The organism is Arenibaculum pallidiluteum (assembly GCF_017355985.1).
Lineage (GTDB): Bacteria > Pseudomonadota > Alphaproteobacteria > Azospirillales > Azospirillaceae > Arenibaculum > Arenibaculum pallidiluteum.
Window position 1 is genome coordinate 15,601 of record NZ_JAFIQU010000023.1, and the last position, 23,180, is coordinate 38,780.

27 protein-coding genes are annotated in these 23,180 nt (G+C 70.7%); 16 read left to right on the top strand and 11 right to left on the bottom strand.

Features of this window, described 5'->3' with window-relative positions; translation table 11 throughout:
- Position 1: 1 nt before the first annotated feature.
- From JUB13_RS28225 to JUB13_RS28240, 4 genes are read right to left on the bottom strand one after another with little or no spacing between them, the layout of a single operon-like run.
- Positions 2 to 1,432, bottom strand: a complete 1,431-nt coding sequence (locus JUB13_RS28225) for a LutB/LldF family L-lactate oxidation iron-sulfur protein (protein WP_207485355.1) — start codon at positions 1,430 to 1,432, stop codon at positions 2 to 4.
- Between the two features lie 17 nt (positions 1,433 to 1,449).
- Positions 1,450 to 2,220, bottom strand: coding sequence for a (Fe-S)-binding protein (locus tag JUB13_RS28230; protein WP_207485357.1), 771 nt, complete (start codon positions 2,218 to 2,220; stop codon positions 1,450 to 1,452).
- Between the two features lie 44 nt (positions 2,221 to 2,264).
- Positions 2,265 to 3,494, bottom strand: coding sequence for a murein transglycosylase A (gene mltA / locus JUB13_RS28235; RefSeq protein WP_207485359.1), 1,230 nt, complete (start codon positions 3,492 to 3,494; stop codon positions 2,265 to 2,267).
- Positions 3,491 to 4,180: a Tim44/TimA family putative adaptor protein gene (locus JUB13_RS28240; protein WP_207485361.1), complete on the bottom strand. Its 690-nt coding sequence runs from the start codon at positions 4,178 to 4,180 to the stop codon at positions 3,491 to 3,493. The genes mltA and JUB13_RS28240 overlap by 4 nt, the downstream gene beginning before the upstream one ends.
- Positions 4,181 to 4,331: 151 nt before the next feature.
- Here JUB13_RS28240 and JUB13_RS28245 point away from each other — a divergent pair, with 151 nt between their 5' ends.
- The 4 genes from JUB13_RS28245 (at position 4,332) to JUB13_RS28260 (ending at position 8,289) form a co-directional block, all read left to right on the top strand.
- On the top strand, positions 4,332 to 4,826 hold the full coding sequence (locus tag JUB13_RS28245) for an FxsA family protein (RefSeq protein ID WP_207485363.1): 495 nt from the start codon (positions 4,332 to 4,334) through the stop codon (positions 4,824 to 4,826).
- Entirely contained in the window at positions 4,823 to 5,371 is a 549-nt protein-coding gene (locus JUB13_RS28250) for a histidine phosphatase family protein (protein ID WP_207485365.1), read from the top strand. Before JUB13_RS28245 ends, JUB13_RS28250 begins: the two co-directional genes overlap by 4 nt.
- A 40-nt stretch (positions 5,372 to 5,411) precedes the next feature.
- Positions 5,412 to 5,921 (top strand): protein-export chaperone SecB, encoded by a 510-nt coding sequence (secB, locus tag JUB13_RS28255; protein WP_207485367.1) that lies wholly within the window; start codon positions 5,412 to 5,414, stop codon positions 5,919 to 5,921.
- A 70-nt stretch (positions 5,922 to 5,991) separates the two neighbouring features.
- Positions 5,992 to 8,289, top strand: a complete 2,298-nt coding sequence (locus JUB13_RS28260; RefSeq protein WP_207485369.1) for a PAS domain-containing sensor histidine kinase — start codon at positions 5,992 to 5,994, stop codon at positions 8,287 to 8,289.
- 49 nt (positions 8,290 to 8,338) lie between these two features.
- Here JUB13_RS28260 and rho read toward each other — a convergent pair whose 3' ends face one another.
- From rho to hemE, 4 genes are all read right to left on the bottom strand, one after another.
- Positions 8,339 to 9,595 (bottom strand): transcription termination factor Rho, encoded by a 1,257-nt coding sequence (rho, locus tag JUB13_RS28265; RefSeq protein ID WP_207485371.1) that lies wholly within the window; start codon positions 9,593 to 9,595, stop codon positions 8,339 to 8,341.
- Between the two features lie 275 nt (positions 9,596 to 9,870).
- Entirely contained in the window at positions 9,871 to 10,314 is a 444-nt protein-coding gene (hemJ, locus tag JUB13_RS28270; protein ID WP_328703042.1) for a protoporphyrinogen oxidase HemJ, read from the bottom strand.
- Between the two features lie 14 nt (positions 10,315 to 10,328).
- Positions 10,329 to 11,366, bottom strand: coding sequence for a ferrochelatase (gene hemH / locus JUB13_RS28275; RefSeq protein WP_207485373.1), 1,038 nt, complete (start codon positions 11,364 to 11,366; stop codon positions 10,329 to 10,331).
- A 41-nt stretch (positions 11,367 to 11,407) separates the two neighbouring features.
- Positions 11,408 to 12,496, bottom strand: coding sequence for a uroporphyrinogen decarboxylase (gene hemE, locus JUB13_RS28280; RefSeq protein ID WP_207485375.1), 1,089 nt, complete (start codon positions 12,494 to 12,496; stop codon positions 11,408 to 11,410).
- Positions 12,497 to 12,855: 359 nt separating this feature from the next.
- On the opposite strand from hemE, the gene JUB13_RS28285 reads away from it, so the two are divergent.
- From JUB13_RS28285 to dnaQ, 5 genes are read left to right on the top strand one after another with little or no spacing between them, the layout of a single operon-like run.
- Positions 12,856 to 13,689 carry a pyruvate, water dikinase regulatory protein gene (locus JUB13_RS28285; protein ID WP_207485451.1) on the top strand — a complete coding sequence of 278 codons (834 nt, stop codon included), beginning with the start codon at positions 12,856 to 12,858 and terminating at the stop codon, positions 13,687 to 13,689.
- Positions 13,683 to 14,285, top strand: a complete 603-nt coding sequence (locus tag JUB13_RS28290) for a Maf family protein (protein ID WP_207485377.1) — start codon at positions 13,683 to 13,685, stop codon at positions 14,283 to 14,285. Before JUB13_RS28285 ends, JUB13_RS28290 begins: the two co-directional genes overlap by 7 nt.
- An 11-nt stretch (positions 14,286 to 14,296) precedes the next feature.
- Complete coding sequence (locus tag JUB13_RS28295) at positions 14,297 to 15,139, top strand: shikimate dehydrogenase (RefSeq protein WP_207485380.1); 843 nt, start codon at positions 14,297 to 14,299, stop codon at positions 15,137 to 15,139.
- Positions 15,136 to 15,792 carry a dephospho-CoA kinase gene (coaE, locus tag JUB13_RS28300; RefSeq protein WP_207485382.1) on the top strand — a complete coding sequence of 219 codons (657 nt, stop codon included), beginning with the start codon at positions 15,136 to 15,138 and terminating at the stop codon, positions 15,790 to 15,792. Before JUB13_RS28295 ends, coaE begins: the two co-directional genes overlap by 4 nt.
- The gene (gene dnaQ / locus JUB13_RS28305) at positions 15,785 to 16,477 is read left to right on the top strand and encodes a DNA polymerase III subunit epsilon (protein ID WP_207485384.1); all 693 of its coding nucleotides are present in this window, start codon (positions 15,785 to 15,787) and stop codon (positions 16,475 to 16,477) included. Before coaE ends, dnaQ begins: the two co-directional genes overlap by 8 nt.
- A gap of 24 nt (positions 16,478 to 16,501) precedes the next feature.
- Here dnaQ and JUB13_RS28310 read toward each other — a convergent pair whose 3' ends face one another.
- The 3 genes from JUB13_RS28310 to hslV are packed head-to-tail and all read right to left on the bottom strand — an operon-like array spanning position 16,502 to position 18,933.
- Positions 16,502 to 16,996: a hypothetical protein gene (locus JUB13_RS28310; RefSeq protein WP_207485386.1), complete on the bottom strand. Its 495-nt coding sequence runs from the start codon at positions 16,994 to 16,996 to the stop codon at positions 16,502 to 16,504.
- Between the two features lie 33 nt (positions 16,997 to 17,029).
- A complete protein-coding gene (gene hslU, locus JUB13_RS28315; protein ID WP_207485388.1) occupies positions 17,030 to 18,352 on the bottom strand; it encodes an ATP-dependent protease ATPase subunit HslU in 1,323 nt (440 codons plus the stop codon).
- Between the two features lie 26 nt (positions 18,353 to 18,378).
- On the bottom strand, positions 18,379 to 18,933 hold the full coding sequence (gene hslV, locus JUB13_RS28320) for an ATP-dependent protease subunit HslV (RefSeq protein WP_207485390.1): 555 nt from the start codon (positions 18,931 to 18,933) through the stop codon (positions 18,379 to 18,381).
- 154 nt (positions 18,934 to 19,087) lie between these two features.
- Here hslV and hisB point away from each other — a divergent pair, with 154 nt between their 5' ends.
- From hisB to JUB13_RS28355, 7 genes are read left to right on the top strand one after another with little or no spacing between them, the layout of a single operon-like run.
- Entirely contained in the window at positions 19,088 to 19,711 is a 624-nt protein-coding gene (gene hisB, locus JUB13_RS28325) for an imidazoleglycerol-phosphate dehydratase HisB (RefSeq protein ID WP_207485392.1), read from the top strand.
- Positions 19,712 to 19,718: 7 nt separating this feature from the next.
- Positions 19,719 to 20,363, top strand: coding sequence for an imidazole glycerol phosphate synthase subunit HisH (gene hisH, locus JUB13_RS28330; RefSeq protein WP_207485394.1), 645 nt, complete (start codon positions 19,719 to 19,721; stop codon positions 20,361 to 20,363).
- Positions 20,360 to 20,932 (top strand): GNAT family N-acetyltransferase, encoded by a 573-nt coding sequence (locus tag JUB13_RS28335; protein WP_207485396.1) that lies wholly within the window; start codon positions 20,360 to 20,362, stop codon positions 20,930 to 20,932. The genes hisH and JUB13_RS28335 overlap by 4 nt, the downstream gene beginning before the upstream one ends.
- Positions 20,929 to 21,663: a 1-(5-phosphoribosyl)-5-[(5-phosphoribosylamino)methylideneamino]imidazole-4-carboxamide isomerase gene (gene hisA / locus JUB13_RS28340; protein WP_207485398.1), complete on the top strand. Its 735-nt coding sequence runs from the start codon at positions 20,929 to 20,931 to the stop codon at positions 21,661 to 21,663. The genes JUB13_RS28335 and hisA overlap by 4 nt, the downstream gene beginning before the upstream one ends.
- On the top strand, positions 21,660 to 22,430 hold the full coding sequence (gene hisF, locus JUB13_RS28345) for an imidazole glycerol phosphate synthase subunit HisF (protein ID WP_207485400.1): 771 nt from the start codon (positions 21,660 to 21,662) through the stop codon (positions 22,428 to 22,430). Before hisA ends, hisF begins: the two co-directional genes overlap by 4 nt.
- Positions 22,423 to 22,791, top strand: coding sequence for a phosphoribosyl-ATP diphosphatase (locus tag JUB13_RS28350; protein ID WP_207485402.1), 369 nt, complete (start codon positions 22,423 to 22,425; stop codon positions 22,789 to 22,791). The genes hisF and JUB13_RS28350 overlap by 8 nt, the downstream gene beginning before the upstream one ends.
- Entirely contained in the window at positions 22,788 to 23,156 is a 369-nt protein-coding gene (locus JUB13_RS28355) for a histidine triad nucleotide-binding protein (protein WP_456237121.1), read from the top strand. The genes JUB13_RS28350 and JUB13_RS28355 overlap by 4 nt, the downstream gene beginning before the upstream one ends.
- Positions 23,157 to 23,180 lie beyond the last annotated feature (24 nt).

A 23,180-nucleotide genomic window follows, 5' to 3' on the forward strand; every position in this document is an offset into this window, starting at 1 on the left:
CTCAGGCCGCCTCCCGGCCGCGGGCGCGCTCGGCCCAGAGCTGCTGGAACGTCTTTCCCTGGGGCGCCGGCATGTCGCGGCCACCCGTCCAGCCGCCGGCCAGCGGCAGCGAGGCGATGCGCCCGCGTCCCCGACCGAGCCGGCCGAGCAAGCCCGCGGCCAGCCTGGTGCCCAGGTGATAGAGCGCGGGGCGCCGAGCGAACCACGCCCAAATGCCGAGCCCGTAGCGGTAGGCCGCGGGCTGCAGCTTGCTCTCGTACTCGCGCTCGCGCCAATGGCGCATCATCTTCGGCAGCGGGATCTTCATGGGGCAGACGCTCTCGCAGCGCCCGCAGAAGGTCGATGCGTTGGGCAGGTGCCCGGCCTCCTGCACGCCAATCAGCGACGGCGTCAGGACCGATCCCATCGGGCCTGGATAGACCCAGCCATAGGCATGGCCGCCCACGGCCGCGTAGACCGGGCAGTGGTTCATGCAGGCGCCGCAGCGGATGCAGCGGAGCATCTCCTGGAACTCCGTGCCCAGCATGGCGGTGCGGCCGTTGTCGACCAGGACCACGTGGAACTGCTCGGGCCCATCCAGGTCGCCGGGGCGGCGCGGCCCTGTCGAGAAGGTCGTGTAGGCCGAGAACTCCTGCCCGGTCGCCGAGCGCGCCAAGAGGCGCAGGATCGTGCTGGCGTCCTCCAGCGTCGGCACCACCTTCTCCAGGCTGGCCAGGACGATGTGGACCTTGGGCAGGGTCTGCGTCAGGTCCCCGTTGCCCTCGTTGGTCACGATCACGGTCGAGCCGGTCTCGGCGATCAGGAAGTTCGCCCCGGTGATGCCGACATCGGCCTCCTGGAACTTGCGCCTCAGGACCTCGCGCGCCTCGTTCACCAGGGCGCGCGGCTCGGCCAGGACCCGCGCCGGATCCATCCATGTGTGGATCTCGCGGAAGGACTGCTCCACGTCCTCCTTCGAGAGATGGACCGCCGGGGCGATGATGTGCGACGGCGGCTCGTTCCGGAGCTGGATGATGTACTCGCCGAGATCCGTCTCGATCGGGGTCAGCCCCTGCTCCTCGAGGTAGTCGTTGATCGCGATCTCCTCGGCGACCATCGACTTGCCCTTGGTCACGGTGCGTGCGCCGATGCTCCGGCAGATGCCCAGGATCGCCTCGCGCGCCTCGGCGGCGTTGCGGCACCAGTGCACCTGGCCGCCGGCCTCCACGACCTTGCTCTCGAAGCGCTCGAGATAGACGTCGAGATTGGCGAGGACGTGGTCCTTGATCGCCTTGCCTTCCTCGCGCAGGCGCTCGAACTCCGGCAGCCGCGACAGGGCGCGGGCGCGCCGGTCCTGGAAGCCCGGCTTCATCAGCCCCATGGCCTTGCGGATGCGCGGATCGCCGACTGCCTGGCGGGCGTTGTCCTTGAAGGCGTGGCTGGTGCTCTGCATGGCTGCGCTCCCTGCGCTCAGGCTTCGCCGATGGGCGGCACCGAGGCAGCCTGCCCGGCCAGGACCTCGGCAACGTGGCGGACCTGCACCGCCGAGCCGCGCCGCTTGAGCTTTCCCGCGATGTTCAGCAGGCAGCCCATGTCGCCGGCCAGGACGGTGCCGGCGCCGGTCGCCTCGATCTCCACGGCCTTGTCCTCGACCATCTTGTTGGAGATGTCGGGATACTTGATGCAGAAGGTCCCGCCGAAGCCGCAGCAGACCTCCGCCCCCGGCAGCTCGCGCAGCTCAAGCCCCCCGACGCTGGCGAGCAGGCGGCGCGGTTGCTGCTTGACCCCGAGCTCGCGCAGGCCGGAGCAGGAATCGTGGTAGGTGACCGTCCCCTCGAAGCGCGCCTCGACCCGCTCCAGGCCGCGCACGTCCACCAGGAAGCTGAGGAGCTCGTAGGTGCGGTGCCGCAGATGCTGCGCCCTCTGGAACCAGGCGGGATCGTCGGCGAACAGTTCGACGTAATGCTCCTTGATCATGCCGGCGCAGGAGCCCGAGGGCGCGACGACGTAGTCGAAACCCTCGAAGGCCTCGATCACCTGGCGCGCAAGCGCCTTGGCATCGGCGCGGTCACCCGAGTTATAGGCAGGCTGGCCGCAGCAGGTCTGGGCGCGCGGCACCTCGACGGTGCAGCCGGCGCGTTCCAGCAGCTCGATGGCCGAGAAGCCGACGCTGGGACGATAGATGTCGACGAGGCAGGTGACGAAGAGGGCGACGCGGGGCTTATGGCTCGGCTGGGCCATCAGGCGGGATCCGGGGCTTGTCCTAAGTCAAGTGGTAATACCACTCACCGCGCAGGGGCGGAAGCTCCCAAATCCGGAGCCACCCCCCGGGGCAGCAACAGCCACCAGACACCGCGGCTGCGCATGCGGCCGGCGCGCTCCTCGGCGTCTGCCCCGTGCCCCCAGAAGACATCGCCGCGCACCGGGCCGCGGATCGCCCCGCCGGTATCCTGCGCCACCATCAGCCGGCGCAGCGGGGCAGGGGCGCCCAGCGGGTCCTCGGCCTCCAGCCAGACGGGCACGCCGTAGGGAATGAAGCGGGGATCGACGGCGATGCTGCGCCGCGGGGTCAGTTCGACGCCCTGCGCGCCCTCGGGCCCCTCGCCGGCGAGTTTGCGGAAGAAGACGTAGGACGGGTTCAGGTCCATCAGGCTCTGCGCCTGCCCCGGATTGGCGCGCATCCACGCCCGGATCGATTGAAGCGACACCTGCTCGCGCGTCAGCACCCCGCGGGCCACCAGCTCCCGCCCGACCGCCACATAGGGATGTCCGTTCTGGCCGTCATAGCCCACGCGCAGAACGCTGCCGTCCTCGAGCACGACACGGCCGGATCCCTGGATATGAAGGAAGAAGGCGTCAACGGCATCGTCGACCCAGACGAGCTCCAGCCCCTTGCCGTCCAGGGCGCCAGAGGCGATGGCGCCACGGTCCTCGAAGGGCCTCAGCCGCCCGCCGACCACGCGTCCCGCGATCCGCTCGCCCCGCAGCGCCGGCCGGAACTCGCCGAGATCCACCATCACCAGGTCGGGGGGGCGGCGCAGCAGCGCCGTTCGGTAGCGGGCGTCGGGCCTGGTGGAACCGCGGAGCTCGGGTTCGTAATAGCCCGTGAAGAGCCCTTCGCGGCCATTGCCGTCGGAGGCGCTTCCGTCGCCGGCGGACCCATCGCCGGCGGACCACGGCCGGAACCACGCCTCGATGAAGCCGCGCGCCGCTGCCCTGTCGCCGGGCGGCACCGAAGGCAGCGCGCCGCAGGGACCCGCCCAGTCACCGGCCTTGCCCGCGACCCCAAGGCCGCGGTCGGGCGGCAGCGCCATCAGCTTCGCACAGGATCGCGCCAGGGCCGGAAGGGCCTCGTCCAGGGCGTCGGCGTCCCAGCCCGGCAGGTCTGAGAAGGCGGCGGGCGCAAGGGCCAGGCGCGGTTCCGGGGCGGGCGGCTTTTCCGCCTCGCGCGGCGCGCAGGCGGCTGCCAGCAGGGCCAGGGACAGGGCCGGCAGCGCGGCGCGGAATGCCCTCACTGCGGGACGCGCGTCTCGACCAGGGTCCAGTTGGGATCGCGCGAACGGGTGTCGCGCGCGAAGGTCCAGATGTCCACGACCTCGACGGGACGCTCGGCATCGCCATCGACGACCGCCCCCTGGGCATCGCGCGTGACGTTGATCTGGTGGCTGACGAACCTCACCGTGATCAGCGCCGTGCGGCCGTCCAGCGCCGCCTCGGCCAGGTCGGTGTCGTCGATGGCGACGATCCGGGTCTCCAGCGTCTCGCGCCGGGCCTGGCGCTCGCGGATCGCAGCGGCGAAGTTCCCGTAGACCTCGTCCGACAGCAGCGGCCGCAGCGTCGCGGTATCGCCCTCGGCGAAGGCGCCGACGATCATGCCGAAGGCTGCCCGGGCGCCTTCCAGGAAGGTCTTTTCATCGAAGGTCGGATCGGCCGCCCGCACCGCGGCGATGGACGCTGCCAGGGACTGCGGCTCGTCCGCCGCGGCGCCGGGCTCGGCAGAGGCGGGTCGCGGCCGACCGGGCAGCGGGACGACGTTGTCGCGGCTCTCGGGCACGGCAGTCTTCGGCGGCGCGGCGAAGGGATTCGGCCGCTGCCGTTCCTCGCCATGCCGGCGCCCCAGCACGCTGCGCAGGCGATACACCAGAAAAACCGCGATCATCCCGAAGATGACGACGTCGATCAGTAAGGAGCCCTCACCCATGCGCGGTTCCCGTCGCGTCCTTCGCCAAGAGGAATGCGCCCTGGATCGGAAGCCTCGGGCACATTACCTGTGATGTGATCGAGCGGAATCGCGGCATCGCCCAACCGTCGTTCAGACATAGGCCGTCGAGGCCCGAAGAGCAAGGACGCCCATGTATCTTCTGCTCGCCATCCTCCTGGTTCCCATCGTCGAGATCGCCCTGTTCATCCAGGTCGGCGGGCTGATCGGCCTGTGGCCGACCCTGGGGATCATCGTCGCGACGGCGGTGCTCGGGACGGTCCTGATGCGCACCCAGGGCTTCGCCGTGCTGGCGCGCGCCCAGGCGGCGATGGGCCGCGGCGACCTGCCGGTGGGCGAGGTCTTCGACGGCGCCTGCGTCCTCCTGGGCGGGCTGCTGCTGCTGCTGCCGGGCTTCTTCACGGACGTCCTCGGCATCCTGCTGCTGATCCCTCCGCTGCGCCGCTGGGTCGGGCGGCGCGCCATGGCCTGGCTGCTGCGCAACGGGCGCGTGCAGGTCTGGGCCACGGCCGAGACCCGCAGGACCGGGCCGGTGGTGATCGACGGAGAGTTCCGCGAGCTCGGCGCCGATCCCGCGCGCCTGCCGCGCTCCGACAGCCATGAACCGCCGCCGGGCCGGCGCGCATGATCCTGCTCCGCCACGGCGAGAGCCACTTCAACAGGCTGTTCTCGCGGAGCCGGGTCGACCCGGGCATCCACGACCCCGAGCTGACCGAGACCGGGCAGGCCCAGGCGATGGCCGCCGCCACGGCCCTTTCGGGCGAGCGGATCGAGTCAATCGTCGCGAGCCCCTACACCCGCGCGCTGCAGACGGCTTCGATCATCGCCGAGGTGCTCGGGGTTCCGGTCGAGGTCGATCCGCTGGTCGGCGAGCGGGCGGCCATGTCCTGCGACATCGGGACGCCGACGGGCGAGCTGGCGATCCGCTGGCCGCATCTCGATCTCTCCCACCTGGCCGAGACCTGGTGGCCGGATTTCGGGGAGCCCGAGAGCGGCATCGCCCGCCGCGCGTCCGAGTTCCTGGAGCTAGCCCGCGCACGCGCGAACCGGGAACACATGCTGGTGGTCTCGCACTGGGGCTTCATCCGCGCCCTGACCGGCCGCGAGGTCCACAACTGTCAAATCGTCCGGTTCGACTGGCGAACATTGTCCGCGGCACCGGATCCGTGCTAGGCACGGCGCCCGACCCGGATTGGATGCCCAGGAGCACGCCATGACCGACCAGACCAGCGCCGGCAGCGGCAACGGCAACGACGAGAACGGCGGCCCGGCCGCTCTGCCGATCATGATCAACGCGCAGTACGTGAAGGACCTCTCCTTCGAGAGCCCGAACGCGCCGCACAGCCTGCTGCCGAACCAGCCGCAGCCCCAGGTCGACATCGGGGTCGACGTCCGCCCGCAGCAGCTCGGCGAGGACGTCTTCGAGGTCACCCTCGCGATCCGGGCCGAGGCCAAGGCCGCCGACAAGACGGTCTTCATCGTCGAGCTCTCCTACGGCGGCATCTTCACCCTCAAGGGCATCCCGCAGGAGCACCTGCGTCCGGTCCTGATGATCGAGGGCCCGCGTCTGCTCTTCCCCTTCGCGCGCGCGATCGTGTCGGAGACCACGCGCGACGGCGGCTTCCCGCCCCTGATGCTGAACCCGATCGACTTCGCCGAGCTCTACCGGCGCCAGATCGCCCAGGCGGGCGCGGGCGGCACGAACGGCATCGCCCAGGCCTGACCCGCGCGGCGGCCGAGGCCGAGAGCCCCTGCCGCCGGTTTCCTGGCCGTGCTAGCGTGACGGCCGGGTCATGAACGGGATCGTCCGGCGCGGCATGCTCGCCAACTGCACGACAGACGAGCTGCACGAGCTCCTCGAGGCGAACGGCTCCGCGGCCTTCGCGCTCGACGTGCTACCGGAAGGCGGGACGGTCCTGGCGGGATGGAACGCCCGGCTCGGGATGCTGGCCGGGCTGGACCGCGCCGCGGGTCCCGGCCGGCGCTGGGGCGACCTGCTTCCCGTGGACGATGCGGCGCTGCTCGACGAGCAGGCCGCACGCTGCGCCGCCTCGGCGCGGCGGGTCGAGTTCGAGGCGCGGATCGATTTCCCGACGGGCGGGCGTCGGTGGCGCGTCGTCCTGGTTCCCGTGCAGGACCGCGAGGGGCGCGTCGCGCGCCTGTTCGGGACCGGCATGGATATCGAGCCGCCCGCCCAGGCGCCCGCGCCCCAGCTGACCACGCGGCCCCACCTCGCCGCCCTGCTCCAGGGCGCTTCCATCGGCATCCTGACGGTCGACGAGGACGGCGACCTGATCCTGCATGCGAACGCTCATGCCGAGGCGCTGTTCGCCCGGCCCGGGCCGCTGGCGGGAACCCGGTACCGCGACCTGGTGACCGAGGAGGATGCCGAGGCCGTTCTCGCGAAGCGCGCCGAGGCGCTGTCCGGCAGGCGGAAACCCTACCGCTCCGAGCGGTGCTTCGTGCGCGGTGACGGCAGCACCTTCATGGCCGAGGTCTCGGTCTTCTTCCATACCGAACCCGGTACCGGACGCATTCTCTGGATCACCATGATCCAGGAGCTGCCGGCGGCGCGGCTGATGCAGCGTCGCCTGCGCGAGGCGCTGGACGTCAGCACCGAGGCCTTCGCCCTGTTCGACCCGGAAGACCGGCTGGCGCTGTGCAATCGCGCCTTCGCGAGCGTCTACGACACGCCTCCCGACGCGTTGGTGGGCAGCAGCTTCGAATCCCTCCAGCGCCGCATCCTCGGCGGCGCCCGGGGCCCCGCCAAGATGCCGGACGGCGTCGAGGCCTGGCTGTCCCAGCGCATGGAACGCCACCGCCAAGCCGATGGAACGCCGGTCCTGGTCGAAGCCAGCGGCGACCACTGGTTCCTGATCCGCGAGGCCCGGACCTCCGAAGGCTACACCGCCCTCGTGCGCTCCGACGTCACGGACCTCAAGCGGCGCGAGGCCGAGCTGGTCGAGCGCGAGACGCTGCTTCGCCATGCGGCCGCCATGGCGAAGCTCGGCTACTGGGTCTGGGACGAGACCGAGGACCGATGCCTGCACTGCTCGGACGAGCTGGCAGCGATCCACGAGACAACGCCCGAGGACTACATCGCGCGGCTCGGCACGACGCCCGCGCTGATGGAGCGCATGCACCCCGAGGACCGCGAGCGCTATCGCGTCGCCGTCCGGCGCGGGCTGGCCACGGGGGAGACCTACGACATCGAGCTGCGCCTGGTCCTGCCCTCGGGGACGCTGCGCTACGTCCGCGAGAAGTCGGAATACGTCGTCGACGCGGCCGGCCGCACGATCCGCTCGCTGGGGATCCTGCAGGACATCACGGACCAGAAGCTGCGCGAGCAGGAGCTGGAACTAGCCCGCGAGGAGGCCGAGCGCTCCAACCGCGCGAAGTCGAAGTTCCTGGCCCATATGAGCCACGAGCTGCGCACGCCGCTGAACGCGATCCTGGGCTTCTCGGAGCTGCTCCAGCTCCAGCTCAACGGGCCGCTGGGATCGGACCGCTACCTCGCCTATGCCGGCGACATCCGGGCCAGCGCCGGGCACCTGCTGGAGCTCATCAACGACCTTCTGGATCTCGCCAAGATCGAGGCCGAGCGCTTCGAACTCGACGAGCATGCGCTCGATCTCGCCCGGATCCTGTCCCGGTCGCTCCGCTTCGTCTCGGAGACGGCGACCCGCAAGAACGTGCACATCGACGTGGAGGCCGGGCCCGTGCCCGCCTTCATCGGCGACGAGCGCGCACTGCGCCAGATCGTCGTGAACCTGCTGTCCAACGCCGTGAAGTTCACGCCGGAGGGCGGCCGCATCGCATTGCGGCTCCACCTGGCGGAGGCCGGCCCCGTGATCGAGGTCGAGGACACCGGCATAGGGATCCCGGCTCAGGACCTGCCGCGCATCCTGGAGCCCTTCACCCAGGCGAGCCACACCCGCCGCCTGGCCGATTCCGGCACCGGGCTGGGCCTCGCCATCGTGCGCTCCCTCGTGCAGCTCCACGGCGGCAGGCTCTCGATCGCCAGCGAACCCGGACGCGGCACGACCGTCACGGTGGCGCTGCCGGCCTCGCGCCTGGTCGCGGCGAGCTAGCAGGGCAGGCGGGCCCGCGCCGTTCCGCGGGCCCGGGCACCCCGCGGGACTACTGGTTCATACTGTCGAAGAAGTCGGCGTTCGTCTTCGTGTGCTTGAGCTTGTCCAGCAGGAAGTCGACCGCGTCCGTCGGACCCATGGGCATCAGGATGCGCCGCAGGACCCACATCTTCGAGATCGTGCCGCGGTCGACCAGCAGCTCCTCCTTGCGGGTGCCGGACTTCGTGATGTCGATCGCGGGGAAGGTCCTGCGGTCCGAAAGCTTGCGGTCCAGGATGATCTCGGAGTTGCCGGTGCCCTTGAACTCCTCGAAGATCACCTCGTCCATGCGCGAGCCGGTATCGATCAGCGCGGTCGCGATGATCGTCAGCGAGCCGCCCTCCTCGATGTTGCGCGCGGCGCCGAAGAAGCGCTTCGGGCGCTGCAGCGCGTTCGCGTCGACACCGCCGGTCAGCACCTTGCCCGAACTCGGCACGACCGTGTTGTAGGCACGCGCGAGGCGCGTGATCGAGTCCAGCAGGATAACCACGTCGCGCTTGTGCTCGACCAGGCGCTTGGCCTTCTCGATCACCATCTCGGCGACCTGGACGTGGCGTGCGGCAGGCTCGTCGAAGGTCGAGCTGATCACCTCGCCGCGCACGCTGCGCGCCATGTCGGTGACCTCCTCGGGCCGCTCGTCGATCAGCAGCACGATCAGGTAGCACTCGGGGTGGTTGGTCGCGATGGAGTGCGCGATGTTCTGCAGCATCACCGTCTTGCCGGTGCGCGGCGGCGCCACGATCAGGGCGCGCTGCCCTTTGCCCAGCGGGGAGACCAGGTCGATGATGCGGCCGGTGAAGTTCTTCTTGGTGGGGTCCTCGACCTCCATGCGCAGCTTCTCTTCGGGATAGAGCGGCGTCAGGTTGTCGAAGTTGATGCGGTGGCGGACCTTGTCCGGCGCATCGAAGTTGATCGTGTTGACCTTGAGAAGGGCGAAGTACCGCTCGCCGTCCTTGGGGGCGCGGATCTGCCCCTCGACCGTGTCGCCCGTGCGCAGGCCGAAGCGGCGGACCTGGCTGGGGCTCACGTAGATGTCGTCAGGCCCCGGCAGGTAGTTGGCCTCGGGAGAGCGCAGGAAGCCGAACCCGTCCTGAAGGATCTCGAGCACGCCGTCGCCGAAGATCGGAACCTCGTTCTCTGCGAGCTGCTTCAGGATCGCAAACATCATGTCCTGCTTGCGCAGGCTGCTGGCATTCTCGATCTGCAGCTCCTCGGCGAAGGCCAGGAGTTCAGCGGGGGTCTTGCACTTCAGTTCGTTGAGGTTCATGGGTCCCTGTGGGGGCGGTGCGGGCCGCGCGGCGGGCCGGCGCAATGTCGTGGGATCGGGTCCGGGCCACCGACGGCACCCTGGGGAAGGGTGCCGGAGCAGGAATGCTGATTCTCAGGGAGTGACCTTTCGGACGCCAGATGGTTACCCGATGGTGGCGTTCAAGTCAAACAAATCGCGGGGCCAGATCGCCGCGGCAGGATGAAGGGGGCGCGAAGGCGCCCCACCGCAGTGACCGAACGCTTGGGCGCAGGGCCCCGGGCCTCGGCACCCCGTCAGAAGGGCTTCACGATCACCAGCACCACGATCCCGATCATCAGCAGCGTCGGGACCTCGTTCACGATCCGGAAGAAGCGCTGGCTGCGGGTGCTGCGGTCCTCGGCGAACTCGCGCCGCCAGCGCCCCATGAAGTGGTGAGCGCCCGTCAGCAGCAGGACCAGCAGGATCTTCGCGTGCAACCAGCCCATGGTGAGCCATGCCGGCTCCAGGACCAGTAGCACGATCCCGAAGCCGTAGGTCGCGCCCATGGCCGGCGTCATGATCGCCCGCAGCAGGCGCCGCTCCATCACCTTGAACGTCTCGGACGCCTCGGATCCCTTGGCGGCCACGGAATGATAGACGTACAGCCGCGGCAGGTACAGCAGCCCCGCCATCCAGGCGATGATGCTGATCACGTGCAGCGCCTTGATCCAGTTGTAGAGATCGGGATTGTCCAGCACGCTTGCCCCCTTGGTTATGCCGCCTGCGGACAGCCGCGCCAGCCGGCCGGGCACAGCTGGCCCCCGCGCTCGCTGCACACGCCACAGGCCGTCTCGGCCGTGCGCCCGACCAGGGCCGCCAGTCCCTGGATGAAGGCGGGCTCCGCCCCGACGGCGGGCACCCGCTCGAACCATGGCACGCCATGCGTCTGCGCAAGGTGCCGGTACTCGATCTCGATCTCCACCAGCGTTTCGGAGTGCTCGGAGACGAAGGTGATGGGGACCACCACCACGGGCGCGCCGTCGCGGCCGGCGCGCTCGATCTCCTGGTCGGTCGAGGGACCGATCCATTCCAGCGGGCCGACGCGGCTCTGGTAGCAGTTCGTCCAGTCGAGCCCCGGAATGCCGAGCCGGGCCACCAGCGCCTCGGTCGTGCGCTCGCACTGCCACTGGTAGGGATCGCCGCCCCTCACGACGCGCCTGGGCAGCCCGTGCGCCGAGAACAGCACCCGGGGCCTGCCATGGGCGCTGGCGCGATCGTAGGCCTCCCGCACGAGCTTCGCCGAGGCCTCGATGAAGCCCTGCTCCGTGGGATAGCAGCAGATCGTCGAGGTCGGCACATCGACCCCGGCCGCCCGCGTCGCGAGGTCCCAGACCCGGATGCTCGACGCGGTCGTCGTCGTCGAGAACTGCGGGTACAGCGGCAGCAGGATGATCCGCTTGGGATCGAAGGCCTTCACCGCATGGGCCGTCTCGTCGCTCATGGGGTGCCAGTAGCGCATGGCGACGAAGCAGCGCGCGTCGTAGCGGTCCGCCAGCGCCGCCTCCAGCGCCCGGGCCTGCGCCTCGGTGTTCGCGAGAAGCGGCGAGCCCCCGCCGAGCTGCCGGTAGATCGGCACCGCCTGCCTGGCGCGCCGGCGCGACAGCGCGTAGGCCAGCGGAATCCGCAGGATGGCCGGGGTCCGGATGATGGCGGGATCGGCGAAGAGGTTGAACAGGAACGGGCGTACGGCATCCAGCCGGTCGGGGCCGCCGAGGTTGAAGAGCACGACGGCGATCCTGGGCTTGTCCATCGACGGTTCCGGCTGCGGGGTCGGGTCAGGTCGACAACAGGTCAGGCGGACAAGGTGGGCCAGGCCCGGATCAGCGCAGCCAGTTGCCCCACATGCTCGGGCGGTGTGTGCTGGACGACGCCGTGGCCGAGATTGAACACGAAGGGCCCGCCCGAGAGCTTGGTCAGGATCTCGCGTGCGGCGCTCGCCAGCGCCTCGCCCCCGGCGACGAGCATCAGCGGGTCCAGATTCCCCTGCACGGGAAGCTTCGTCTGCAGGGCCAGCGCCGCCCAGTCGACCGGCACCGCGGTGTCGAGGCCCAGCGCGTCGACCCCGGCCTCCACGGCGTAGTCCGCGTAGAGCACGCCCGCCTGCCGCGGGAAGCCGATCACCGGCACTCCCGGATGCCGCTCCTTCAGCCGCGCCACGATGCGCCGGGTCGGCTCAATCACCCAGCGCCGGAACTCCGGCGCCGGCAGCACGCCCGCCCAGCTGTCGAAGAGCTGGACCGCCTCGGCGCCGGCTTCGATCTGGGCACCGAGATGCTCGGCCGTCGCATCGACGACGAGATCGATCAGCGCCCCGAACCCGGCGGGGTCGCGATAGGCCCAGGACTTGACCTGCGCGAACTCCTTCGACCCGCCGCCTTCGACCATGTAGGCGGCGACGGTCCACGGCGACCCCGCAAAGCCGATCAGCGCCGTCGTCTCCGGAATCGCGGAGGAAAGGCGCCGCACCGTCTCGTAGACCGGCGCCAGACGCTCGCGCAGATGCGCCCCCGACAGCCTGTTCAGCTCGCCCGCGCTGCGCACGGGGTCGAGCTTGGGCCCTTCCCCCTCGAGGTAATCGAGCTTCTGGCCCAGAGCGTGCGGCACGACGAGGATGTCGCTGAACAGGATTGCCGCATCCATGCCGTACCGGCGCAGCGGCTGCAGCGTCACCTCGACCGCGAGCTCGGGATTGTAGCAGAGGTCCAGGAAGCTTCCGGCCTGCGCCCGCGTCGCCCGGTACTCCGGCAAGTACCGGCCCGCCTGGCGCATCAGCCAGAACGGCGGCCGCTCGCAGGTCTCGCCGGAAAGGGCGCGCAGGAAGAGCTTTCCTTGGGTCGACAAGCCGGTCTCCTCGGGCGGGAACGCCCTGCTTCTACACATAGGTAAATGATCTTGAAAAGGGTTGTAGGAGGTGTGGGTGCCTGTGGATATCGGGAATCCCCGCTGACGCGGATTCGATCCACAGGCACGGGGACCGTCGTCGCCGGGGTGTGGACCGACGACGCGCTTAACGGCCGGGGGCCCGCGATGCTATGAGGAATCCGGTTTCGGGGAAAATGTGGATAACCCCGGCCCGGCCGACGCCCTTCCGCGGTTTCCGAAGCGGCGGCAGATTCTTTTCCGGCGCTGCGCGGAATCCGGGAGCGACTGGGGACGCATCCGGGACCGCGCCGCGCCAGGGCGATTCGTCCACCGGCGAATCCCATTGATCCACAAGGGGCTGGGGAATGAGCGCGATCCTGAAGCAGTTCCACCTGCATCTCGTGTCCGATGCCACGGGCGAGACCATCAACAGCGTGGCCCGAGCCTGCGTCGCCCAGTTCGACGAGGTGAAGCCCATCGAGCACTTCTGGAACCTGGTCCGAACGCCGCGGCAGCTCGAGATGGTCATCGAGGGAATCAAGGACAATCCGGGCCTGGTGATGTTCACCCTGGTGGACGAGTCCCTGCGGCGCCGCCTTCAGGAGATCTGCCGGGAACTGCAGGTCCCCTGCATCCCCGTGCTCGACCCGCTGATCAACGCGCTTGCGGCCTATCTCGGGCTGGAGAGCCATGGCCAGCCCGGCCGCCAGCACATCCTCGACGCCGAGTATTTCGGGCGCATGGACGCGATGGACTTCGCGCTGTCCCACGACGACGGACAGGCGACCTGGGATCTTCACGAGGCCGACGTGATCCTGGTCGGCGTCTCGCGCACCTCCAAGACGCCGACCTGCATCTATCTCGCGAACCGCGGGGTGAAGGCCGCCAACATCCCCTTCGTGCCGGGCTGCCCCCTGCCGCCCGAGATCGACCAGATGACCAAGCCGCTCTTCGTGGGCCTGACCAAGGACCCGGACCGGCTGATCCAGATCCGGCGCAATCGCCTGCGCCTCCTGAACCAGACCGAGGACACGAGCTACGTCGACCCCGAGGTCGTGCGCGCCGAAGTGACCGAGGCGCGGCGTCTGTACAGCCGCAAGGGCTGGCCGGTGATCGACGTGTCCCGCCGCTCGATCGAGGAGACGGCGGCCGAGATCCTGATGCTGCTGGCGCGCCGCAATCCCGCCTCAAGCGTCGAGGTGTCGTGGTGACTCCTCGCATCGTCCTGGCCTCGGGCTCGGCCACGCGCGCCGCCATGCTGGAGCGGGCCGGCGTCGCGGCCGAGCGCGCCGTTCCCGCCGTCGACGAGGAGGAGGTGAAGCTCTCCTGCAAGGCCGCGGGGATGGAGGCCGGCGAGGTCGCGGAAGCCCTGGCCGAGCTCAAGGCCCAGCGCATCTCGCCCCGCCATCCCGGCGCGCTGGTGATCGGCGCCGACCAGATGCTGGAATGCGAGGGCGCCTGGTTCGACAAGCCCGTCGACCGCGAGGCCGCGCGCCAGCAGCTCCTGGCGCTGGCGGGCCGCCGGCACCGCCTGGTCTCCTGCGTGGTCGTCGTCCAGGACGGGCAGCGGCTCTGGCACCATTCCGAGGCCGCGCAGATGACCATGCGCCGGTTCTCGCCGGAGTTCCTGGAAACCTATCTGGACCGGGCTGGCGAGGCGGTGCTGGGCTCCGTCGGCGCCTACCAGGTCGAGGGGCTGGGCGCCCAGCTCTTCGCGCGCATCCAGGGCGACCACTTCACGATCTTGGGTCTGCCGCTGCTGCCGCTCCTGGACTTCCTGCGGATCCGCGGGGCGCTGCCGTCATGAGCCCGTACGGCATGCTCCCCTCCGGAAAGGCGCTGGTGGCCGGCGTGATGGGGTGGCCCGTGGGCCACAGCCGGTCGCCCCGCCTGCACGGCTTCTGGCTGCGCGAGTACGGCATCGATGGGGCGTACGTCCCGCTGGCTGTGCCGCCCGACCGGATCGAACAGGCCGTCCGCGCCCTGCCGGCGCTGGGTCTGCGCGGGGCGAACGTGACGATCCCCCACAAGGAGGCGGTGGTGGCTGCGCTCGACCGGGTCGAGCCCGCGGCCCGGCGCATCGGGGCGGTGAACACGATCGTCGTGCTGCCCGACGGCACGCTGGAGGGGCGCAACACGGACGGCTTCGGCTTCATCGAGAACCTGCGGGCCGGCGCGCCGGGATGGCGGGCCGTTGCGGGCCCGGCGGTCGTGCTCGGCGCGGGCGGCGCCGCCCGCGCGATCCTGGTGGCGCTCGCCGATGCCGGCGCGCCGGAGATCCGGCTGCTGAACCGCACCGCCGACCGGGCGGACCGCCTCGCGGACGAGCTCGGCGGTCCGGTCCGCGTCCTGCCGTGGGAGGCGCGGCCTGCCGCGCTCGACGGCGCGGCGCTCGTGGTCAACACCACGAGCCAGGGCATGGCGGGCCACCCGCCGCTGGACATCGGGCTGGGCGCCCTGCCCCCGGATGCCGTCGTCACCGACATCGTCTACACCCCGCTGGAGACGCCGCTTCTGGCGGCAGCCCGCGCCCGGGGCAATCCCGTCGTGGACGGGCTCGGCATGCTGCTGCACCAGGCCCGGCCCGGCTTCGAGGCCTGGTTCGGCCGCCGGCCCGAGGTGACGCCGGCGCTGCGCGCCTTCGTTCTGGAGACGACGTGATCGTCCTGGGCCTCACGGGCTCGATCGGCATGGGAAAGACCACGGCGGCACGCATGCTGCGCCGCCTGGGCTGCCCCGTGCACGACTCCGACGCGGTGGTGCATGCCCTCATGGCGCGCGGCGGCGCTGCCGTCGCTGCCGTCGGCGCGGCTTTTCCGGGATCCGTGCGCGACGGCGCGGTGGACCGCGCGGCGCTGGGCGCCAGCGTCTTCGGCGATGCGGCCGCGCTGAAGCGCCTCGAGGCGATCCTGCACCCGCGGGTCCGCGCCTCCCAGATCCGCTTTCTCGCGCGCAGCGCGCGCCGGGGCGTGCGCATCGCGGTGCTGGACATCCCGCTGCTCTTCGAGAGCGGCTCCGAAGGCCGGGTCGACGTCGTCGCCGTGGTCTCGGCCCCCTTCGCGGTGCAGCGCGCGCGGGTGCTGGCGCGCCCCGGCATGACCGAAGCGAAGTTCCGAGCCATCCTGGCGCGCCAGATGCCCGATGCGGAAAAGCGCCGGCGCGCGGATTTCGTCGTGCAGACGGGGCTCGGGCGCTCTGCGACCTTGAAGGCGCTGAAGCGGATCGTCACACTGCTGGCGCGGCGGCGCGGCCGGGCCTGGCCGCCCCCTTCCTTCCTACCCCGCCGGCCGGGATGGCGTCCGATTCATGCGTGAGATCGCGCTCGACACCGAGACCACGGGCTTCGACCCGCTGCAGGGCCACCGGATCGTGGAGATCGGCTGCGTCGAGCTGATCAACCACATTCCCACCGGCGTGCATTTCCACCGCTACATCAATCCCGAGCGGGACGTTCCGGCCGAGGCGGTGGCGGTGCACGGGCTGACCACCGAGCGCCTGATGAAGGAGCCGGTCTTCTCCGAGGTCGTGGGCGATTTCCTGGAGTTCATCGGCGGCGATCCGCTGGTGATCCACAACGCCGCCTTCGACATGAACTTCCTGAACGCGGAGCTCGTGCGGCTCGGCCTGCCGGCCATGCCCATGGCGCGCGCGCTCGACACCGTCGGCATGGCCCGGCGCATGTTCCCGGGCGCACCGGCCAGCCTGGACGCGCTGTGCCGGCGCTACGGCATCGACAACTCGAACCGCGTGCTGCACGGCGCGCTGCTCGACGCCCAGCTGCTGGGCGAGGTCTATCTGGAGCTGCGCGGAGGCCGCCAGCCCGATCTGGTGCTGGGCGCCGCGCGCAGCGACGGCGAGAGCGCCGCCGCCGTCACGATCACCCGCATCGCCCGGCCGCCGCGGCCTCACGCTCCCACCGAGGCGGAGCTTGCCGCCCATGCCGAGCTGCTGGGCAAGCTGAAGAACCCCATCTGGACAGCCGAGGCCAAGCCGGCCTGACGCGCCGCCAGCCCTGCCGCTTTCCTACAGGAAGCCGATCAGCCGGCCGGCCAGGACCGTGCCGGTCCAGAGCGTCAGCGATCCCCAGGCCCCGGCCCTGAGGCGGGCATCAGGCCGCCCGGCCGCGGGATGGCGGCGCAGCGCGGCATGGAAGGCCGCGACATTGGCCAGCGCCAGCGCGATCAGACCGAGCTTCGTGAGGAAGGCAGGGTTCCTCGCGTACTCCGTCGCCTGGGTCGAGAACAGGACGATGCCGGTGACCGCGGCCAGGCCGAATCCCGCCCGCGCGAGCGGGACGAGCTCGGCGATCCCCTCGCGCCAGAGGGCAGGACGAAGGATCCCGGCGACGCGCAGGTCGACGACGGCGATGGAGCCCACCAGAAGGCCGAGCCCGAGGATGTGCACCGCGCTGACCAGGGCATAGACGTATTGCGAGCGGCGCAGGGCGGCGACGGGACCCGCCGCCTCGATCCAGGCCAGCGCGTCCATGACCTCGGCGACGATGACCTCGGCGACCATGGCGGCCGTCCCGTCGCCCTGCCCGGGCCCGCGCTACAGGATGAAGCGGCTGAGGTCGCTGTTCCGGGCGAGCTCGGCCACCCGGCGGCGCACCAGCTCGCCGTCGATCACCACGGTCTGTCCGGAATTGTCCGAGGCCGTGAAGCTGATCTCCTCCAGCAGGCGCTCCAGCACGGTGTGCAGGCGCCGCGCGCCGATGTTCTCCACCGTGCCGTTGATCTCGGCGGCAAGCCGCGCGAGCTCGTCGATCGCCTCCTCGGTGAAGTCCAGCGTCACCTGCTCGGTTGCCATCAGCGCCTTGTACTGGCGCAGCAGGCTCGCCTCCGGCTCGGTGAGGATCCGGCGGAAGTCCTCGCGCGTCAGCGCCTTCAGCTCGACCCGGATAGGCAGGCGGCCCTGCAGCTCGGGCAGCAGGTCCGACGGCTTGGCCAGGTGGAAGGCGCCCGAGGCGATGAACAGGATGTGGTCGGTCTTCACGGGCCCGTGGCGGGTGTTCACGGTCGTGCCCTCGATCAGCGGCAGCAGGTCGCGCTGCACGCCCTCGCGGCTGACGTCTCCCCCGCCGCGCTGCTCGGACCGGGCGGTGATCTTGTCGATCTCGTCCAGGAAGACGATGCCGTTCTGCTCGGTCGCCTCGATGGCGGCAGCGATGACCTTTTCCTGGTCCAGGAGCTTGTCGCTCTCCTCGGCGATCAGGACCTTGTGGCTCTCGGCCACGGTCAGGCGGCGCGGCTTGGTTCGGCCGCCAAAGGCCTTGCCCAGCATCTCCTGCAGGTTGACCATGCCCATCTGCGCACCGGGCATGCCGGGGATCTCGAAGGTCGGCAGCGCGCCCGCGCCACTGTCCTGAACCTGGATCTCGATCTCGCGGTCGTTCAGCGAGCCCTCGCGCAGCATCTTGCGGAACTTCTGGCGCGTCTCGGCCGAGGCGCCCTCGCCCACCAGCGCGTCCAGGACCCGCTCCTCGGCGCGCAGCTCGGCCTTGGCCTCGACCTCCTTGCGCATGCGCTCGCGGGTCAGGCCGATGGCGATGTCCAGGAGATCGCGCACGATCTGCTCGACGTCGCGGCCGACATAGCCGACCTCGGTGAACTTGGTCGCCTCGACCTTCAGGAACGGCGCCTGGGCCAGCTTGGCCAGGCGGCGCGCGATCTCGGTCTTGCCGACGCCGGTCGGGCCGATCATCAGGATGTTCTTGGGCAGCACCTCCTCGCGCAGGGCCTCGGGGAGCTGCTGGCGGCGCCAGCGGTTGCGCAGCGCGATGGCGACCGCGCGCTTGGCCTCGTGCTGGCCGACGATGTGGCGGTCCAGCTCCGAGACGATCTCGCGCGGGCTGAAGGCGGCGGTGGCGATCATGGCTCTTCTCTCAATGGCGCCGGGGCTCACGCCTCCAGCACCTCCACGGTCAGGTTCTCGTTGGTGTAGACGCAGATTCCGGCGGCGATCTTCAGCGCGCGCCGGGCGATCGCCTCGGCGTCCATGTCGGGCCGGTCGATCAGCGCGCGGGCGGCCGCCAGCGCGAAGGCGCCGCCGGACCCGATGCCGATCAGCCCGTCCTCGGGCTCCAGCACGTCGCCATTGCCGGTCAGCACTAGGCTGACCTGGGCGTCGGAGACGGCCATCATGGCTTCCAGCCGGCGCAGGTAGCGGTCGGTGCGCCAGTCCTTCGCCATCTCGACACAGGCGCGGGTCAGCTGGTTCGGGTACTGCTCGAGCTTGGCCTCGAGCCGCTCGAAAAGGGTCAGCGCGTCGGCCGTGGCGCCGGCGAAGCCGGCCATCACGCCACCGCCGGCCAGGCGGCGCACCTTGCGCGCATTGGACTTCATCACGGTCTGGCCCATGGAGACCTGGCCGTCGCCCGCGATCACGACCTTGCCGTCCTTGCGGACCGAAAGGATCGTGGTGCCGTGCCATTGGATGGGATCGTTGGAACTCATGGTGGGGGAACGGGACCTCGCCGCCTTCTGGGATCCCCGACATGTTGGCCGGCGGAGGTGGCGGGTCAAGGACGGCGGTCCATGCGCGTCCGCCCCGGCGGCACCGGAACCCTTCCGCTGGCGCCTCGCCCGGATGTTCTGCTAGAAAGCGCGCATGGACGCAGCCCCGAAGACCCCAGCGCGCCGCGCCAAGCTCGAGCGCGCGACGACCGAGACGCGCATCGCGGTCGAACTCGACCTCGACGGCGCGGGCGCCTACGACGTCAAGACCGGCGTCGGCTTCCTCGACCACATGCTCGAGCAGCTCTCGCGGCACGGGCTGATCGACCTGCGCGTGCGGGCCGAGGGCGACCTGCACATCGACTTCCACCACACGACCGAGGACAGCGGCATCGCGATCGGCACCGCCATCTCGCAGGCGCTGGGCGACCGCCGCGGGATCCGCCGCTACGGCGACGCGCTGATCCCCATGGACGAGACGCTGACCCGCGTCGCCATCGACCTGTCGAACCGGCCCTATCTCGTCTGGAAGGTCGCCTTCACGCGCGACAAGATCGGCGAGATGGACACCGAGCTGTTCCGCGAGTGGTTCCAGGCCTTCGCGGTCGCCGCCGGCGCCACGCTGCACGTCGAGACGCTCTACGGCGAGAACAACCACCACATCGTCGAGAGCTGCTTCAAAGCGCTTGCGCGTGCGCTGCGCGCGGCAGTCGAGATCGATCCGCGGAAGGCCGATGCCGTGCCCTCGACCAAGGGCGTCCTCGGCGGCTCGCTCTGAGGGCGCCATGACCATCGCCGTCGTCGACTACGGATCGGGCAATCTCCGCTCCGCCGCCAAAGCCTTCGAGCGCGCCGTCGCCGAGACCGGCGCCGGCGGCCCCGTCGAGGTCACCGCCGACGCCGAGCGCGTCCGGCGCGCCGACCGCATCGTGCTCCCCGGCCAGGGCGCCTTCGCCGACTGCATGCGCGGCCTCGCGGCCGTCCCCGGCATGGTCGAGGCGATCGGCGAAGCCGTGCTCCGCCGCGGCGTGCCGTTCTTCGGGATCTGCGTGGGGATGCAGCTCATGGCCTCGCGCGGGCTCGAGCACGGGACCCATGACGGGCTCGGCTGGATCCCCGGCGAGGTGGTGCCGCTGGAGCCCGCCGACCCTTCCCTGAAGATCCCGCAGATGGGCTGGAACGACTTGGTCCTGGACCGGCCGGACCACCCCGTCCTCGCGGGTCTCCCCCCGGGGGCCCACGCCTATTTCGTGCACAGCTACCGCTATGCCGTGGCCGATCCCGGGCACCTGCTGGCCCATGTCGATTATGGCGGCCTCGTCACCGCCGTGATCGGGCGCGACAACATGGTCGGCGCCCAGTTCCACCCCGAGAAGAGCCAGTCGACCGGCCTGACGCTGATCGCCAACTTCCTGCGGTGGCGGCCGTGAGCGAGCTGCGGCGCGGCGTCCTGGTCCAGAAGGCGGAGAAGCTCCGGCCCTCGGACCTGGAGGCGCTGTGCGACGCCGCCGAGGAGGCGATCCGCCATGGCGGCGGCTTCGGCTGGCTGGTCCCGCCCCCGCGCGAGGTGATGGAGCGCTACTGGCGCGGGGTGCTGCTGGTGCCCGAGCGCACGCTGTTCGTGGCCCGGCTCGACGGGATGATCTGCGGCTCGGCCCAGCTCGTCCGGCCGCCGCGCAACAACGAGGCGCAGGCCCACACGGCGCAGCTCACCACCAGCTTCGTCGCCCCCTGGGCGCGCGGCCACGGCATCGCGCGCGCGCTGACCGTCGCGGTGGAGACCGCGGCCCGCGAGGCCGGCTTCAAGGTGCTGAACCTCGATGTCCGCGAGACCCAGACGGCGGCGCTGGCGCTCTACGAGCGACTGGGCTTCATCCGCTTCGGAACGCACCCCCACTACGCCCTGGTGGAAGGCCGGTACGTCACCGGTCATTTCTACTACAAGGACCTGACGGCCACCGAGCCGCCCGAAAGCCACCCGTCCGGACAGATCCCATGATCCTCTACCCCGCCATCGACCTGAAGGAGGGCGCCTGCGTTCGCCTGCTGAGGGGCGAGATGGACCAGGCCACGGTCTTCAACACCGATCCCGCAGACCAGGCCCGCTCGTTCCAGGCGCAGGGCTTCCGCTGGCTGCATCTGGTCGACCTGGACGGGGCCTTCGCGGGCCGGCCGAAGAACGCCGCGGCGGTCGAGGCGATCCTTGCCGCCACGGACCTGCCGGTACAGCTCGGCGGCGGCATCCGCGACATGGCGACCATCGAGGCCTGGCTCGGCCACGGCGTGCGGCGCGTGATCCTCGGCACGGTGGCGCTGCGCGATCCCGCCCTGGTCAGGGAAGCCTGCCGCCGGTTCCCGGGCAGGATCGTGGTGGGCATCGATGCGCGCAACGGCTTCGTGGCGGTCGAGGGCTGGGCCGAGACCTCGGAGATCCGGGCGCTGGACCTCGCCATGCGCTTCGAGGACGCGGGCGTCGCGGCCATCGTCTACACCGACATCGACCGCGACGGCGCGTTGCGCGGCGTCAATGTCGAGGCGACCACCGACCTCGCCTTCGCGCTGACGACGCCGGTGATCGCCTCGGGCGGGGTGTCCAGCCTGGACGACCTGCGGCTTCTCAAGGCGCAGGAATCCGCGGGCATCGAGGGCGTGATCTGCGGGCGCGCGCTCTATGACGGGCGCATCGATCCCGCCGCCGCGCTCCAGATCCTTGGGAGCCCGGCGCCATGATGAAGATGCGGCTGATCCCCTGCCTGGACGTCAAGGACGGCCGGGTGGTGAAGGGCGTGAACTTCGTCGACCTCGTGGATGCCGGCGACCCTGTCGAGCAGGCCCGGCTCTACGACCGCGAGGGCGCGGACGAGCTGACCTTTCTGGACATCGCCGCCTCGCACGAGGGGCGCGACACGCTGTACGACGTGGTTCGCCGGACCGCCGAGCAGGTCTTCATGCCGCTCACCGTGGGCGGCGGCGTCCGGACGGTCGAGGACATCCGCCGGCTGCTGCTGGCCGGCGCCGACAAGGTCTCCATCAACACGGCGGCGGTGAACCGCCCGGACTTCGTGCGCGAGGCCGCCGAGAAGTTCGGCAGCCAATGCGTGGTGGTTGCGGTCGACGCCAAGGCCACCGGCCCCGGCAAGTGGGAGATCTTCACCCATGGCGGGCGCAAGCCCACGGGGCTGGACGCCATCGACTGGGCGCGCCGCATGGCCGAGCTCGGCGCCGGCGAGATCCTCCTGACCTCCATGGACCGGGACGGTACGCGCAGCGGCTTCGACATCGGGCTGACCCGGGCGGTTTCTGACGCCGTGCGGTTGCCGGTGATCGCCTCGGGCGGCGTCGGCACGCTGGAGCACCTGGTCGAGGGCGTCCGCGACGGCGGGGCCACGGCGGTGCTCGCCGCCTCGATCTTCCATTTCGGGATCTTCTCGATCCGCCAGGCCAAGGCCCACATGGCCGCGGCGGGCATACCGATGCGGATGAGCGAGCATGGCTGAGAACCCCGCCGGCCCCCGGGCCGAGGTCCCCCGGGCCGAAGTGCTGGAGCGGCTGTTCGCCACCGTCGCCTCGCGGCGCGGCGCCGATCCCGAGACGTCCTACACCGCCAAGCTGTTCCACAAGGGCACGCCCAAGATCGCCCAGAAGCTCGGCGAGGAGGCGGTCGAGGCGGTGATCGAGGCCATGCGCGGCGATCCCGCGAAGCTGGCCGAGGAATCCGCGGATCTTCTCTATCACCTGATGGTGCTCTGGGCGCAGTGCGGGGTCGTGCCCGGGGATGTCTGGGCGATCCTGGCCCGGCGCGAGGGCACCAGCGGCATCGACGAGAAGAAGGCGCGCAAGCACGGGGGAGCGAGCTGATGTACGACCCGAACAACGTGTTCGCCCGGATCCTGCGCGGGGAGATCCCCTGCAAGAAGGTCGCCGAGGACGAGCACACCCTGGCCTTCCACGACATCAACCCGCAGGCGCCGGTCCATGTGCTGGTGATCCCGAAAGGCGCCTACCTGTCCTGGGACGACTTCTCGGCCCGGGCGACCGACGCCGAGCAAGCGGCGCTGACCCGCATGGTCGGCCGCGTCGCGCGCGAAGCCGGCCTTGCCGAGACCGGCTATCGGGTGCTCGCCAACACCGGGCGCGACGGCCACCAGGACGTACCGCACCTGCACCTGCACGTGCTCGGCGGCCGGCCGCTCGGCCCCATGCTGCAACGGCCCCGCGACTGACACGGGGCGCCTGGGCGTCCGGAC